The organism is Chryseobacterium sp. DZ-32 (genome assembly GCF_059587025.1).
In genome coordinates, this window is sequence record NZ_JCAIOM010000011.1 from 70025 (window position 1) to 84289 (window position 14265).

General features: G+C 37.1%; 16 protein-coding genes and 1 tRNA gene. 9 read left to right on the forward strand and 8 right to left on the reverse strand.

Going from position 1 to position 14265, the window contains the following annotated elements:
* The first annotated feature begins 129 nt into the window (after positions 1-129).
* From AC59HC_RS13760 to AC59HC_RS13790, 7 genes are all read left to right on the forward strand, one after another.
* Positions 130-678, forward strand: a complete 549-nt coding sequence (locus AC59HC_RS13760; protein ID WP_110009193.1) for a pyruvate decarboxylase — start codon at positions 130-132, stop codon at positions 676-678.
* A gap of 350 nt (positions 679-1028) precedes the next feature.
* The gene (locus AC59HC_RS13765; RefSeq protein WP_202839631.1) at positions 1029-1169 is read left to right on the forward strand and encodes a bacteriocin-like protein; all 141 of its coding nucleotides are present in this window, start codon (positions 1029-1031) and stop codon (positions 1167-1169) included.
* Between the two features lie 34 nt (positions 1170-1203).
* A complete protein-coding gene (locus tag AC59HC_RS13770; protein WP_171006356.1) occupies positions 1204-1350 on the forward strand; it encodes a bacteriocin-like protein in 147 nt (48 codons plus the stop codon).
* Positions 1351-1500: 150 nt separating this feature from the next.
* Positions 1501-1650, forward strand: a complete 150-nt coding sequence (locus AC59HC_RS13775) for a bacteriocin-like protein (protein ID WP_158521347.1) — start codon at positions 1501-1503, stop codon at positions 1648-1650.
* 347 nt (positions 1651-1997) lie between these two features.
* Positions 1998-3320: a magnesium transporter gene (mgtE, locus tag AC59HC_RS13780; RefSeq protein WP_202839636.1), complete on the forward strand. Its 1323-nt coding sequence runs from the start codon at positions 1998-2000 to the stop codon at positions 3318-3320.
* A gap of 26 nt (positions 3321-3346) precedes the next feature.
* Positions 3347-4087 carry an ABC transporter substrate-binding protein gene (locus AC59HC_RS13785; RefSeq protein ID WP_343643136.1) on the forward strand — a complete coding sequence of 247 codons (741 nt, stop codon included), beginning with the start codon at positions 3347-3349 and terminating at the stop codon, positions 4085-4087.
* Positions 4088-4128: 41 nt separating this feature from the next.
* Positions 4129-4596 carry a cupin domain-containing protein gene (locus AC59HC_RS13790; RefSeq protein WP_496558827.1) on the forward strand — a complete coding sequence of 156 codons (468 nt, stop codon included), beginning with the start codon at positions 4129-4131 and terminating at the stop codon, positions 4594-4596.
* Between the two features lie 48 nt (positions 4597-4644).
* On the opposite strand, the gene AC59HC_RS13795 is transcribed toward AC59HC_RS13790, so the two are convergent.
* Positions 4645-5094: a GAF domain-containing protein gene (locus AC59HC_RS13795; RefSeq protein ID WP_411414658.1), complete on the reverse strand. Its 450-nt coding sequence runs from the start codon at positions 5092-5094 to the stop codon at positions 4645-4647.
* Between the two features lie 12 nt (positions 5095-5106).
* Positions 5107-6534, reverse strand: coding sequence for a nicotinate-nucleotide adenylyltransferase (locus AC59HC_RS13800; protein WP_079240911.1), 1428 nt, complete (start codon positions 6532-6534; stop codon positions 5107-5109).
* A 54-nt stretch (positions 6535-6588) separates the two neighbouring features.
* Between AC59HC_RS13800 and AC59HC_RS13805 the strand changes: the two genes are divergently transcribed.
* The gene (locus tag AC59HC_RS13805; protein ID WP_496558828.1) at positions 6589-7356 is read left to right on the forward strand and encodes an MBL fold metallo-hydrolase; all 768 of its coding nucleotides are present in this window, start codon (positions 6589-6591) and stop codon (positions 7354-7356) included.
* 93 nt (positions 7357-7449) lie between these two features.
* Positions 7450-7529, forward strand: a tRNA-Leu gene (locus tag AC59HC_RS13810).
* Between the two features lie 71 nt (positions 7530-7600).
* Here the strand turns inward: AC59HC_RS13810 and AC59HC_RS13815 are convergent.
* From AC59HC_RS13815 to AC59HC_RS13840, 6 genes are all read right to left on the reverse strand, one after another.
* Positions 7601-8284 (reverse strand): hypothetical protein, encoded by a 684-nt coding sequence (locus tag AC59HC_RS13815; protein ID WP_202839651.1) that lies wholly within the window; start codon positions 8282-8284, stop codon positions 7601-7603.
* 453 nt (positions 8285-8737) lie between these two features.
* Positions 8738-10315, reverse strand: a complete 1578-nt coding sequence (locus tag AC59HC_RS13820; RefSeq protein ID WP_496558829.1) for a Na+/H+ antiporter — start codon at positions 10313-10315, stop codon at positions 8738-8740.
* 83 nt (positions 10316-10398) lie between these two features.
* The gene (locus AC59HC_RS13825) at positions 10399-10932 is read right to left on the reverse strand and encodes a dihydrofolate reductase family protein (RefSeq protein WP_496558830.1); all 534 of its coding nucleotides are present in this window, start codon (positions 10930-10932) and stop codon (positions 10399-10401) included.
* A 71-nt stretch (positions 10933-11003) separates the two neighbouring features.
* A complete protein-coding gene (locus tag AC59HC_RS13830) occupies positions 11004-11738 on the reverse strand; it encodes a DUF6597 domain-containing transcriptional factor (RefSeq protein ID WP_496558831.1) in 735 nt (244 codons plus the stop codon).
* Positions 11739-11834: 96 nt separating this feature from the next.
* A complete protein-coding gene (locus AC59HC_RS13835; RefSeq protein ID WP_496558832.1) occupies positions 11835-12617 on the reverse strand; it encodes a hypothetical protein in 783 nt (260 codons plus the stop codon).
* 268 nt (positions 12618-12885) lie between these two features.
* Positions 12886-14205, reverse strand: a complete 1320-nt coding sequence (locus tag AC59HC_RS13840) for an aspartate kinase (RefSeq protein ID WP_496558833.1) — start codon at positions 14203-14205, stop codon at positions 12886-12888.
* Positions 14206-14265 lie beyond the last annotated feature (60 nt).

Consider the following 14265-nt stretch of genomic DNA (forward strand, 5'->3'; position numbering starts at 1 on the left):
GACTATTTTTTGATTCTGCAAACATTATTGATTTCATATATCAAATTTGATAGAAAAAAATGTTAAAAATTTCTTAATAATTTGTATGCCATCCAACGAAAAGGCAGTAATTTTGCATTCGAATTACAAATGAAAAAAATTATATTCTTTACAGCGGTTACTACTTTTTTATTCATCGGATTTACAACGGTAAAAGCCCAGAAAAATGCCGATGATAAAATAAAAAAAGTTCTTTACTTCAATCCCGAGGTAGAGCCTGATATTGACGAAATAAAAGACCCTACCAATAACGCTTTCTTCGATGCCGTAACCGACAATTTCAGCGGCAGAAAAAATAAAATGCTCCGTGCAGAAGTTCAGGTTCCCTATGACAGCATTGATAAACAGACTATTGTAGATTACTGTCTCAACAATGATGCAGATTTTGCCATTGTTTCCAAAGTGAGGTATTTCAAAGTTGGATTTGGAAAGTATGTTTTCTCCAATCAGGTGGTGGTGAGTATGAAACTTTTTGGTGCTGACGGCAATCTTGTCACCGAAAGCGATCACGATACCTACCGGAAAAACATGCGCCTTCTGGGATCCACAACCAATTCTGTCAAAATAGGTACTGAAGGTGCCATAAAAGGAATCATCAAAAAACTGAGAAAGCTTAAGCCGACGGAAGCGGAACTTTAAGGTTCAATGTTTAAAGTTCCTGGTTTAAGGTTGGAATATACAGCCTTTCATCATCAATGGTCAATTTTGCTTCGCAAGTCAATGGTGAATTTTGTCAGGTAGATTCTTGGGCTTACCGGACATGTTTATTATTTATCGCTTATTATTCATCCTTATATTTTCATTTGTATTTTCCCTGCTCTGCATTATAAATATTTTCACATAAATAAAGCACTTGTTATCTCTTACGAACAGGTGCTTTTTATTTAAAATACACTATAAACAACTGATTAACAATTAAATGTTTTCACCAAATAAGGATTTATTAAATATTTTTTACTATTTTAGACCAACATTAAAACCAAAATCTTATGAAAAATCTAAAGAAACTCAGCAGAGAAAAAGCAAAACAAATTAGTGGAGGGTCTATGGAAAGATGCAGCGAAACCAATCCTTGTACTGTCGGATGGTGCTGTTTCGGAATCTGTTCCCCCTTCATCTGTATTGAATAAAAGATAAAACTAAATCATTTAAAAATCAAATCTCATGAAAAATCTAAAAAAACTCAGCAGACAAGTGCAAAAGGAAATTAAAGGCAGCGGACCTTTCAAAAGATGTACAGAACATTATGAATGTCCGGGCGGGTCATGTTGTCACAACACCTGTGTTATCGATCCATGTCCTCTGGAGTAAATATGATCATTACAGACACCTGCATTCGTAGGTGTTTTTATTTAAGATATCAATAAATTTTTGATTCATACTAAAATATTTTCACCTACAAATGAATAATATAGAAATATTTACTATTTTAGTCTTACATTAAATCTAAACTATAACGCTATGAAAAATCTAAAAAAACTCAGCAGAGAGGCTGCGAAACAAATTAATGGCGGCATAGGACCGTTCAGATGCAGTATAACAAGACCATGTTCTGTGGGATATTGCTGCAATGGAGAATGTCTTGATCATGACTGTCCGATAGAGCCTTAATCTTAACTATATTTGATCACCATGAAGAATTCAAATCTTAAGAGGCTGAACAGGCTGGAGCAAAAAAATATTAAAGGCAGCGGAATAAAAAAGTGTGGTGACAATTCAGATTGCGGACCATACCAATGCTGTACAAATGCTGTCTGCATCTACATTCCCACCTCAGAATGCGAACCAATGTAAAGAATATTGGAATTTAAAATTTAATTTTTGCACATCCGCTTCGGCGGGTGTTTTTTTTGCTCTTATCCTGAAGCCATAAACTTTAATTAATCCTTAATTTTGCCAGTTTATTGCTCAGTCTTAAAAATTTGAATTATTTTTGCATATCCAAAAAATTTCACGTTTTGAATTCTAGAGACGAACTTATCTTCAACCCTGCCGATATTGCCGAAACTCTCAGCGAACTTCCTGCTGATGAGAGGCTGCTCGCGTTTCTGAAGGTTCCGAAAGAATACAAAGCAGAAGTATTTTCACACCTTGATCCTGATTTCCAGGAAGAAACCATCAGAAGTATCGGAAGCGATGAAGTTTCTGAAATTCTGAATGCCATGACTCCGGATGACAGAACGGCTCTTTTCGAGGATTTCCCGGATGAGCTGATCAAGTATTCCATCAACCATCTTAATCCGCAGGAAAGAAGGATTGCCTTAAAGCTTCTTGGCTACAATTCGGATTCGATTGCCCGTCTGATGACCCCTTATTATATCCAGATCCGTAAGGAATGGACGGTAAAAAGATGTCTTCAGCAGATCAAAAAGGTAGGAAAAAGAGTGGAAACCATGAACTATCTGTACGTGGTAGACGAAAGAAACCGCCTGATTGATGACCTTGCCATCGGAACTTTACTGCTGGAAGAGGAAGACACTCTGGTTTCTGATATCACAGACAACCATTTTGTAGCCATTACAACGACAACTTCCAAAGAGGATGCCGTAACCTACTTCGAAAAGTATGACCGTGGTGCTCTTCCTATTATTACAGAAGCAGGTGTTCTGGTAGGAATTGTGACTATTGATGACATTCTCGATCAGATTGAACAGCAGAATACGGAAGATATCCAGAAATTCGGGGGATTGGAAGCATTGGATCTTCCCTACACCCAGACTTCATGGACTGAGATGATCAAGAAAAGAGCCACCTGGCTGATCATTCTGTTTGTTTCGGAAATGCTGACTGCCTCTGCAATGGGATATTTTGACAAGGAAATAGAAAAAGCCGTTGTTCTTGCTCTATTTGTACCACTGATTATTTCCAGTGGAGGAAACTCTGGATCCCAGGCAGCTACCCTGATTATCCGTGCTATGGCTCTTCAGGAAATCAATCTGAAGGATTGGTGGTATGTCATGAAAAAGGAAATTATCTCCGGATTATGTCTTGGAGCCATCTTGGGAATTATTGGGTTTATACGAATCATGCTCTGGCAGCAAATTGGTCTTTTTGATTACGGCCAGTATTGGGTATATGTAGGATTGAGTGTTTCAGTCTCCCTGATTGCCATTGTTTTGTGGGGAACATTATCAGGTTCTATGATCCCGTTTGTTTTAAAGAAATTAAATCTTGACCCCGCCACTTCTTCTGCTCCGTTTGTAGCAACGCTGGTGGATGTTACAGGACTTATTATCTATTTTACCGTAGCCGGACTTTTCTTAACCGGAAAACTTTTGTAATTTTAGGCATCATCTAACATGCCAATATGAAAATCGTTTCACTTGTACCTTCTATTACTGAGGCTTTATTTGACCTTGGACTGACCGAAAATGAAGTGGTAGGAAGAACAAAATTCTGTATCCATCCTCAGGATAAAATAAAAAATGTACCCAGAATCGGCGGAACTAAGAATATTAATATTGAAAAAATTAAAGCATTACAGCCGGATCTTATTATTGCCAATAAGGAAGAGAATGTAAAAGATCAGGTGGAAGCCCTGATGGATGAGCACAAGGTAATGGTCACCAATATTGATACCATTGAGGATAATTATTACCTGCTTAAAAACCTCGGAAAACTTTTTGGAAAGGAAGACAGAGCGCAGCTTTTCAATCTTAAAATTTATGATGTTCTGAATCAGGCAAAACTGGATGTTCCCGTAAAAACGGCTTATCTTATCTGGAAGAATCCTTATATGACCATTGGTTCTGACACTTTCATCCACAGGATTTTATCTGAAATTGGTTTTGAAAATATTTTTAAAGATAAAACCCGTTATCCCCAGATCACTACTGAAGATCTGGCAGAAGCCGATGTCATTATGCTTTCATCTGAACCTTTTCCGTTTAAAGAAAAACATATTGAAGAACTGCAGGTTTTCTATCCGGATAAAAAGATTATGATTGTAGATGGAGAGGCATTTTCCTGGTATGGAACCCATATTGCCAAATGTGAGAATTATTTTAAAGAATTGCTGGCCGAGATTCACCTCATGCAGCAAAGCTAATTTTTCACCGTCAACTTTAAACTTTAAACATTGAACTTTATATGTCCGGTACAGTTTTATTATCTGAAGGAGCAGAATTTGATCACGTAATACAGGAAGTTTCAAAATATATTCACTTGTATGTAATGGCGTTTGAAAAAGAGGAAAGAACCATTATACGACTGGAAAAACGTGAAAACATGTATGGAGGAAACGGAACTGTGTATATGATACAAATGTTCGATCAGAAAGAATTAGCCAACAATCGTCTGGCTGCCTATATGGTTTTATTGAATAAAGGGGATGAATCCGGATTTCATACTCACAATCTGAGAAATGAACAGGAGCTGTACGTTGTGGTGCACGGAACCGGAGAATATCGTGAAAGAACCGGAACAGATGGACCAATACGCAGGAAAGTGCTGCAGAAAGGCGATATTACAGCGATCAGTTCTATAGGCTATCATTCTATTGAAAACACGGGAGATGAGCCTTTAATTATGTTTGTGATCACCACCAACAATCCATAAAAAACTCCGGCAGATGAGCCGGAGTTTATATTTATAGTCAGTTTCTAATTATAAAATCTTAGAAACTTCATTACAAAGCCATTCTAATAATTCGCGGTCTTCCTGCGTGAAAGGATCGATTGTATGAGAATCAATATCGATCTGACCAATATTTTTTCCATCCTTAAAAATAGGAACTACAATTTCTGCTTTCGTATCAATGGAGCAGCTCAAATAATTGCTTTCCTCATGCACATCAGGAACAACAAATGTTTCATTGGAAATGGCAACCTGACCGCAGATTCCTTTACCGTAAGGAATAATGGTATGGTCGGTAGGCGCTCCTACATAAGGACCTAAAATCAATTCATCCTTATCTCCGTTTTTGAAATAGAAACCTGTCCAGTTGAAGTAAGGAATCTCCTGATCCAACAGGTGGCATACTTTTTCAAGTTTTTCTTCTGTATTATGCTTAGGACTTTCAAGAATTGAGGAAAGTCTTTTCTTTAATTCTGACATTGTATATATATTTTAAGAGAATTGTTTTAGGGAAAGCTCTTCTTTATATCCGAACATTCCACGCTCTTTAATCATTTCTGCTACGCCTTCCGGTACCTGAGTTTCCCAGCCTTTCACACAACATGCGATTTTTCTTAATATCTCTCTGGAATAAATTTCCAAAAACTCAGGATTATAATTGGTAATATCTACGATACGGTTGTTGTGTTTGAAGTATTTGTATAGTTCTTTCAGGTTTTCTTCTACTTTCAGGTTGGAAGAATCCAACAGCTGATGAGTTTCCGGATCTTTGTAAGGATACAGATATACTCTCATTCCATTTCTGAAAAACTTACCGAATGCTTCAAGAATTCCTCCTGAAAGGTTTTTATAATATTTCTCGTCGAATACCATCAGCATATTATTTACTCCCATAGCTACTCCGATGTCTCCACTTGTATACGATGCGAAGTAATCAATCAATCTGTAATATTCGGAGAAGTTTGAAATAATAACGGTGTAACCTAGTTTTCCAAGAATATCTACTCTATCCAGGAAATCCCTTTCGTCGATATCTCCGTCTGCTCTCAGATTGGAAATGGTGATTTCAATAAGAACTTCTGTTTCTTCATGAGTACAGGTAGCATCTTTGAAGAACATATCCATCCCGTTTTTAAGCATGTCAATGTTCACTTTCGTTACCGGTCTGAAACTTCCTCTTACCGCGAAAATATTTTTCTTGTACAATACATCTGCCGGAAGCATATTACTCCCCTGAGAATTGAAGATTACCGCATCGGTCATTCCATTTTTTACCAATTGAAGGGACATCAGTCTGTTATCAACATAGGCAAAAGCAGGTCCGCTGAAGTCGATCATATCAATTTCCAGATTATCTTTAGCAATATCATCGTAAAGAGACTCTACTAAAGTTCTTGGATTGTCGAAATAATGAAAGGCTCCAAAAATAAGATTCACGCCCAGGTTCCCCAAAGTTTCCTGCTGAAGAGTAGCATCATTTTCTTTGAATTTTACGTGGATTACGATTTCGTTGTAATCTTCATTTTCTTTAGTCTGAAAACGGATTCCCACCCAGCCGTGGCCTTTTACAGTTTTGTCAAAATTGATGGTCGTTACCGTGTTGGCATAAGAAAAGAATTTTCTATCCGGATTATTATCTCTTGAAATTCTTTCTTCAATCAAAGCCACCTCATATCGAAGCATTTTGCGAAGCCTGTTCTGGGTAACGTACCTGTTTTTTACTTCTTTTCCGTAGATGGCATCACTAAAATCTTTGTCATAAGCAGACATTGCCTTAGCAATCGTACCGGAAGCTCCCCCTGCTCTAAAAAAGTGGCGAACAGTCTCCTGCCCTGCTCCAATTTCTGCGAAAGTACCATAAATAGTAGGATCTAGATTAATTGTTAATGCTTTTTGTTTAGGAGTTAGTTTCTGATACATTAGGACATGAAATTTTTTGTAAATTTACCAAAATTAAACCAACCTCAAAACAAAATGAAGTTGAAATTTTTAGGAACCGGTACTTCTCAAGGTGTACCCGTTATAGGCTGTACATGTGAAGTGTGTACTTCAGAAAATCCCAAAGACAAACGTTTACGTTCTTCCGTGATGGTTACCACGGACGAAAATAAAAAAATACTGATCGACTGCGGACCGGATTTCAGGCAGCAAATGCTTACCAACCATGAACATACTGTAGACATTGCTCTGATTACCCATGAACATAATGACCACGTGATCGGGCTGGATGATATGCGGCCCCTGATATTTAAAAGTGGAAAAGATGTTCCGTTGTACTGCTATTCAAGGGTGGCTCATGAGATAAAAAACAGATTTCCTTATGCTTTTGCGGATGTAAGATATCCCGGCGCACCCGCTTTTGAGCTTCACGAAATTGAAAATAAACCTTTTCAGGTATTGGATACGGAAATTACTCCTGTAGAAGTGATTCACTATAAAATTACCGTTTTCGGATATAAGTTTAAAAAGCTTGCCTATATTACGGATGCCGGGTTTATTTCTGAAACGGAAAAAGAAAAACTGAAGGACCTGGATATTCTGATCCTAAACTGCATCAGAAAATTTGATCCCCATCCTGCCCATTTTATCCTTCCGGATGTGATTAAATTATTTGAAGAGCTAAAACCTAAAAAATTATTTTTAACCCACATCAGCCATCATATGGGACTGCATGATATTGAAGATAAGGAGCTTCCGGCCGGAATACACCTTGCCTACGATGGTTTGGAACTTAATTTTTAAAAAAAAATCTTCAAAAAGCTTTTGAACATTGAAAAAAGTTCCTATATTTGCACACCAATTTGAAACAAACATCACGTTTGAATTCAACATCAAGCCCAGGTGGCGGAATTGGTAGACGCGCTGGTCTCAAACACCAGTTCTTAGGAGTACCGGTTCGATCCCGGTCCTGGGTACAAAAAACCTCTGAAATCATTTGATTTTCAGAGGTTTTTGATTTAAAAATTATACTCATTGAAATATTGCATTAGATACCATAATACACAATAGTAACTGATCCCTGAGTTATTCTAAAAACCCTGGTATAACTTGCTGTAACTGTAACAACATCTCCAACATTAAAAAACTGAGTTCCTGCCAGGTTATGTCCTATATATTGCGTTCCATCCATATGTCCCGAAACATTAACTGAAAATGAAGAACCGTTTTTAAAAATCGATGTGGTAGCACTCCCCCCTGAGGGGTTGTTCATGGAGGTATCATATTTTACAAACACTGAAAAATTATAATATCCTGCTTTATTTATGGTAAAAGAACCATTATTATAGGTCATATTGGCTACATTATTTTTATTGATCGTAAAAGCAACTGTATAATCAGTATTTGCTGCCTGATTAGCAGATGTATTAGCTAAACCTATCGTAGAAATAGCAGGTATATTCAGGTTGCTTGCATCTGTCAAAAAGCCGTTGGAATCCGTGCCTAATACTCCAATATTTTTGTATTTTTCAAACCGTACTCCTCCATCATCTTGCACGCGTAACAATTCTTTATTAGTACTGTCATTAACCTCCAGGGCTTTGGTTGCGCTGGTAGTCCCTTTACTGAGAATATCAAGCGCTGCACTAGGAGAAGAGGTATTAATACCAGTTTGTGAATATGCTTTTATAAAAGCAAATAGGATAGCTAATAATAAAAATTTTTTTTTCATAAAAATCGGATTTTAAATAATTCCGGTCAAAAGTATGTCCAAACCAGTCTTCAGTTCAAAATCACAAGTACATCAAAAATACATCATCATAATAACAGGTTGAAAATCAAAAGAGAAAAAATATAAAAAAGAAAAAAAATTCTACATATCCGATCTAAAGCTTAATGTTAACAACGATTCCACCTCACAAAAATGCACCCCCGTTATAAGAAGCTTTTACCTACTTTTGAATTATCTAACCTTTATTTTCAGTATAATCTGATTATTTTGAAATTGTCGGCAGAAAAATTCAGTCTCTAAAAATAACTGATTAAGAAAAACAATGTAGTGTGAGGATCATTTATCTGAACTATGTCTGTGAAAGGAGACTCAATAAAAATTATAAAAAAGAGTCCGTTACCAACTCATGAAAACGGACTCTTAATAATCAGAATTAATTGTGACTGAATACTATCAGCCTTTCATATTCAATCTTTCCTCCTGCAAGTCCAATAGTCTCAGATGTTTTCTGATGATATTTTCATCCAGTAACAGTTCCTCACGGTTTTTATGGATAAGCCAGCTTCTTTGGGTGTCGAGAATGTCAATATAAATATGTCTGTATTCTTCGTAATTTAAAATAATTTCAGAACTGCTCAACTGGTTTTCATATTTCTGTAACTGATCTTTCAATGCGGGAAAACTGTCTATTTTATCAGCATAATCGCTCCGGATTTTATCAAGCGCTACTTTTGCCAGACTGTTCTGAATGTCGTAATCGATTTCTTTTGCACTTCTTACGAAATCGCGGTCTACCGGCGGAAATTTTTTAAGTAGAAAAGGAAGCGTAAGTCCTTGCAAAAGCAGCGTTACCAGAATCACAATAAATGTAATAAACAGGATCATATTTCTTTGTGGAAACGGAGATCCATCATCTAAAGTCATAGGAATGGAAAGTGCTGCCGCCAGGGAAACTACTCCCCGCATGCCGGTCCACCCAATAATCAGGGGAGTTTGCCAGCCTGGTGACTGTGGATCCGCAACGGTAATAAAATTTCTCATAATCAAGGTGGTTACCAATGCTCCATATCCTGCTAAAATCCGGACAATAATCAGGACCATAGTGACTGCAATTCCATAGCCAATCGCAGTGTAAATATCTGTGTCGCCTAAACCTGAAACAATTTCCGGTAAATCTAACCCGATAAGCATAAAAACAATCCCGTTTAACAGAAAGCAAAGACTTTCCCAAACTGTTACCGTACGTATCCGGGACGCACTGCTGAGAAAATCATGGCTCCGATAGGAAAGAAACAGTCCTCCGGTTACTACTGCCAGGACTCCTGATGCATGCAGTTGTTCTGCAGCCAGATACATAGAAAACGGAGCAATAAAAGTCAGCAGAATATCTATATTTGAATCGGTAGGTAACATTTTATGGATTTTCAGAAAGACGTACGCTATTACAAGTCCGATCCCCACACCTCCGAAGCACATCCATACAAAACTTCCGGCTGCTTCATGCCACACAAACTGTCCGGTTGCAGCAGCAATCATAGCAAACCTGAAAATAATCAGAGAAGAAGCATCATTCAGCAAACTTTCCCCTTCCAGAATGGAAGAAAGCCTTTTCGGAACCTTTACAAATTTCAGAATTGCCCCGGCACTCACGGCATCAGGTGGAGAAACAATCCCGCCCAATAAAAAACCAAGAGCCAGAGAAAACCCGGGAATAAAATAATTGGCAAAAGCTGCTACAGACAATGCAGTAAAGAAAACCACAACAAAAGCAAAGCTGAAAATAATCCTGCGCCATCTCCAAAGTTCTTTCCATGAGGTTGACCACGCAGCTTCGTATAGCAAAGGAGGTAAAAAAATGATAAATAGTAATTCAGGCTCTATTTTAACAGGCGGCACTCCGGGAATAAAACTGATGACAAGTCCGGCCAATACCAGCAAAACCGGATATGCTACTTTAATCTTATTAGCCAGCATGATCAGCATGGTAATTAAGAAAACCAGGAACAGATAAAATTCAAAGTTTTTAAGCATAGGAAAAATTTAGATACTTAAATATATATTAAATTTTTAAAAACCATACCCATTTTACTTATCGCAGTTTTATCGGAAAACTATTACTTTTTTCTATTATAATGCAGCTGTATCAATCCGGTTTCAAATGTTTTTGCAGTAATATATTCAAGTGCCTGCTCGGGGCGGCCATCTTTAAAAAGCTTTGTTCCGCCGCCTAATAAGACAGGAATCACAGAAATAATAAATTCGTCTATCAGATCATGCTTCAATAATTCATTGATTATTTCAGCACCACCATCACAATATATATTTTTTCCTTCCCTGGATTTTAAATGGTTAACCAATTCTGTTATATCTCCTGTATAGAAAGTCGTTCTGCCCTCTTTCGGCCTTGTTGTTCCTGTGATTACGTAAACATCCCGCTGGCCGTTGTCATAATGAGACGGGTCAATTTCTTTCATCACATAATCATAGGTTTTCCTACCTACAATTACAGTGTCAATTCCGGCAGTAAAGTCCGCATAGCCGTAATCCTCACCTTCTTTTTCAACGATTTTCAGAAAGCTCAGGTCGTCATTGGGCTGGGCTATATAGCCATCTAAGCTCATAGCAATAAAAAGTGATAGTTTTCGCATTGATTTTAGTTTTAATATAGCAGCAAATTTATTTCTACACAACGATCTGCACTTTGTAAAAATGCGACAAATTAAAGCAATGAAGGTGCAAGTCCCGTATTTCGTTTGATTTCATTGGTAAGATGCGAATGATCATAATAGCCGCATTCAAACGCAATTTCCAATAAGCTCCGGTTTTGATCTGAATCTTTAATCAAACTCATAGCATACTGAAACCGGATAATATTTGAATATTCCCTGGGTGATAATCCGATTAGCTTTTTAAAATTCCGTTCCAGCTGCCTTACAGTCGTACAATGTATTTTGGCCAGCTCGTTAATACTTATCTTTCCGTTTACTGAATGTATATGATTAAGCACTTCCTGCAGCCGGATGTTTTTGTTTTTTAATCTATTGGAAAAGAACTGGTTAAAATAATAGAAAGGGTTGTCAGATGTTTTCTCAACACTAAAGGAATGGACTTTATCAAATTCAACAGTGGCATTTGTCAATTCATTTTGTGAGGCATAGCTGTAAAAATTTGAAAAAGTGGCAGGTTTCAGACACACACCTGCTAAATGGGTTTCGCTATCAATACAACTATCTTTAAAAGTATTCATGGCACCCACTACATAAGTCTTTCCATGTTCCATGGTGAATAAGCCATTATCCGTTACACATTGATCTCCCAAATTGATGAGTATACCTGCGCAGCCATCCGGGAAAACCCTTTCCCATTGTTTTTCTATGAGATTTTCTTTCAATTCCCAATAGAAATGGATAAAAGGTTCTAATTCTTTACAAGGTTTTGCTTTTTTGTACTGCATGGTTTATACTGTGTTTATTATTACTATAACATTCAGCTTTTATAATTACTCCTGTATAAACATAGAATTTAGATGTTCGCTGCAAATTATTCTTAACTAATGCTTGTTTTCTATTTCTTCAAAATACCTCATCACTTTTTCTTCGGTGTTGTTTTGCAAATGTACCTTACTGTCAAAAAGTTCTGCCCTTAAGTGTTGATATAATGACACTGCATTTCTCAGACTTTCCAATAAGGATTGCCTGTTATAATCTGAAATGGTAAGTTTTAATTTTTCAAAATCTGAAGCTTTTAAAGCTGTTTCCACTTTTCTCACACCCCGAGGTAAATTTCCGTTTTTGATATGGAGTAACGGTCCCAACACAACCATGCGCAGAAATCCCATAAAGTCGTATGCTTCAAAATATTCTCCACGTCCTATTTTCAACAGTGCATAATGAATCCAGGTCCAGAAACGATCCTCAATCCACTGATAATCCGGATAGGGAAACCCGGCTTCTGTATGGTGAATGATGTTTGCAAGTTGTCCACCCTTATCAATGAGAAGAACCGGAGTTTCAATACGGCTCTGAAATTCTTCAAGGGTTAAAAACTTGATATCCACATGCAGAAGCGGATTGTCATACAGGCATATCAACAATCTCGGCTCTCCCACATGTTCCCCGGTAAACCCTGATAAAAAATCCCCCAGCTTTCTGGCGTAGTCAAGCATTACATTCTTATCATGGGAAATTTTTTGTTTTGTGACAAGAATAAGATCAAGGTCTGAAAATTCATCTATTTCATGGGTAAGCCAGGAGCCTGCAACAGCCAATCCAATAACATTGTCATCGGGTTCTAAAATCTCTTTTGCTCTGTTGGCGAATTCTTGCTGTATCATTGATTATTCGTTCTTTAAGTTATCTGTAAGGATTAGTTAATATTTTTAATAGTATATAATTAAATATACAAAAATATCCCTTTGCAGATGATTCTAAGCCCAATCTTATTCTCCGTTACGGTTTATGTCTTTCATGTCATGGTGACTTCATTTCATAATAAATCCCAGCCTGTAGTCTGGGATTTATTGTTTATAAAACGTTCACATGAAATAACCATGGGATGTCGTTTGGGTTATTTCAATTATCTGAATATTAATTATTTAATTCTTAAAACAATCTGTTATGAAGGGATCTCAAGGCTTCTATTTTATACGCAGATGAAACAAGCAGTGAAATATTATTTTCACTTCCACCATAGGAAATCATTCTGATCGGAATATGTTTTACCGCCTCGGAAACAATAGTGGCATATCCGTTGTTGTTTTTTCTGAAATCTCCTACGATACAAACGATAGACTGTTCGTTATCAATCTCAACGGCTGAGAAAGATTCCAGTTCTTTCACAATTTCAGAAAGATAATCGGTTTGGTCTATGGTAAGTGAAACAGCTACTTCAGAAGTAGTAATCATATCAATAGGGGTTTTGTAGCGTTCGAAAACTTCGAAAACCTTTCTTAAAAATCCGTAAGCCATCAACATCCGGGAAGACTGAATACGGATTGCCGTAATATTATCCTTTGCTGCTATAGCCACAATCTGATTTTGATTGGTAGCTTCTCCGGAGATCAATGTTCCGGACGCACTTAAATTCATCGTATCCAGCAATCTTACGGGAACATTATATTTTCTTGCCGGAAAAACACTTTGCGGATGAAGAATTTTAGCTCCAAAATAGGATAATTCGGCAGCTTCGTCGAAGCTAAGTCTGGCAATAGATTTTGTATTTTGAACATATCTCGGATCATTATTATGGAATCCGTCAATATCTGTCCAGATCTGGATTTCTTCAACCTGCAGTGCTGCCCCTAGTAATGAAGCGGTATAATCTGAACCTCCTCTTTGTAAATTATCAATTTCACCCTCAGCATTTCTGCAGATGTACCCCTGGGTGATAAATAAGGTTTCCTCCGGGAATTCTGCAATTTTACGTTCTGCATGTTCTCTGATGTAATCGATATTCGGTTCTTTATCTTCATCAATCAGCATGAAATCAAGCGCTGACAATAATACTGACGGAACTTCAATTTCTTTTAAGTGTAAATGGAAAAGCGTTGTTGAAATAATTTCTCCCTGAGCCAGAATAACACGCTCTGCACTGGAGTTAAAGTTTTTATTTTTAAACTGATAAAACAGATCAAATATTTTGTCAATGAATAGTAATGCTTCTGAAATACCTTCTTCAGTTTTAAATAGCTCATTGACAAATTTTTTGTATTTGTCATACAGTACATCAATATGTTGGTAAGCGGCTTCAATATCTTTGTTCTCATACAGCTCTGATAATTTTACCAAATCGTTTGTAGTTCCGGAAACAGCTGATAAAACAACAAGGTGTTTATCTGCTGCCTGAGATCTGATGATCGGTAATAGCTGTTCCATTCTCTCCGGACTTCCTACTGAAGTTCCTCCAAATTTTAATACTTTCATAATAGATATAAATTGTTAAATATTTCCCCAAAAAAAAGAGCTTGTCGTGATGACAAGCTC

Excerpts from the sequence above, each read along its gene's own strand:
- AC59HC_RS13830 (WP_496558831.1), bottom strand. The coding sequence starts at position 11,738 with ATGCAGTACAAAAAAGCAAAACCTTGTAAAGAATTAGAACCTTTTATC.
- AC59HC_RS13835 (WP_496558832.1), bottom strand. The coding sequence starts at position 12,617 with ATGATACAGCAAGAATTCGCCAACAGAGCAAAAGAGATTTTAGAACCC.
- AC59HC_RS13840 (WP_496558833.1), bottom strand. The coding sequence starts at position 14,205 with ATGAAAGTATTAAAATTTGGAGGAACTTCAGTAGGAAGTCCGGAGAGA.
- AC59HC_RS13800 (WP_079240911.1), bottom strand. The coding sequence starts at position 6,534 with ATGTATCAGAAACTAACTCCTAAACAAAAAGCATTAACAATTAATCTA.
- AC59HC_RS13795 (WP_411414658.1), bottom strand. The coding sequence starts at position 5,094 with ATGTCAGAATTAAAGAAAAGACTTTCCTCAATTCTTGAAAGTCCTAAG.
- AC59HC_RS13790 (WP_496558827.1), top strand. The coding sequence starts at position 4,129 with ATGTCCGGTACAGTTTTATTATCTGAAGGAGCAGAATTTGATCACGTA.
- AC59HC_RS13770 (WP_171006356.1), top strand. The coding sequence starts at position 1,204 with ATGAAAAATCTAAAAAAACTCAGCAGACAAGTGCAAAAGGAAATTAAA.
- AC59HC_RS13765 (WP_202839631.1), top strand. The coding sequence starts at position 1,029 with ATGAAAAATCTAAAGAAACTCAGCAGAGAAAAAGCAAAACAAATTAGT.
- AC59HC_RS13775 (WP_158521347.1), top strand. The coding sequence starts at position 1,501 with ATGAAAAATCTAAAAAAACTCAGCAGAGAGGCTGCGAAACAAATTAAT.
- AC59HC_RS13785 (WP_343643136.1), top strand. The coding sequence starts at position 3,347 with ATGAAAATCGTTTCACTTGTACCTTCTATTACTGAGGCTTTATTTGAC.
- AC59HC_RS13825 (WP_496558830.1), bottom strand. The coding sequence starts at position 10,932 with ATGCGAAAACTATCACTTTTTATTGCTATGAGCTTAGATGGCTATATA.
- AC59HC_RS13820 (WP_496558829.1), bottom strand. The coding sequence starts at position 10,315 with ATGCTTAAAAACTTTGAATTTTATCTGTTCCTGGTTTTCTTAATTACC.
- AC59HC_RS13815 (WP_202839651.1), bottom strand. The coding sequence starts at position 8,284 with ATGAAAAAAAAATTTTTATTATTAGCTATCCTATTTGCTTTTATAAAA.
- AC59HC_RS13805 (WP_496558828.1), top strand. The coding sequence starts at position 6,589 with ATGAAGTTGAAATTTTTAGGAACCGGTACTTCTCAAGGTGTACCCGTT.
- AC59HC_RS13760 (WP_110009193.1), top strand. The coding sequence starts at position 130 with ATGAAAAAAATTATATTCTTTACAGCGGTTACTACTTTTTTATTCATC.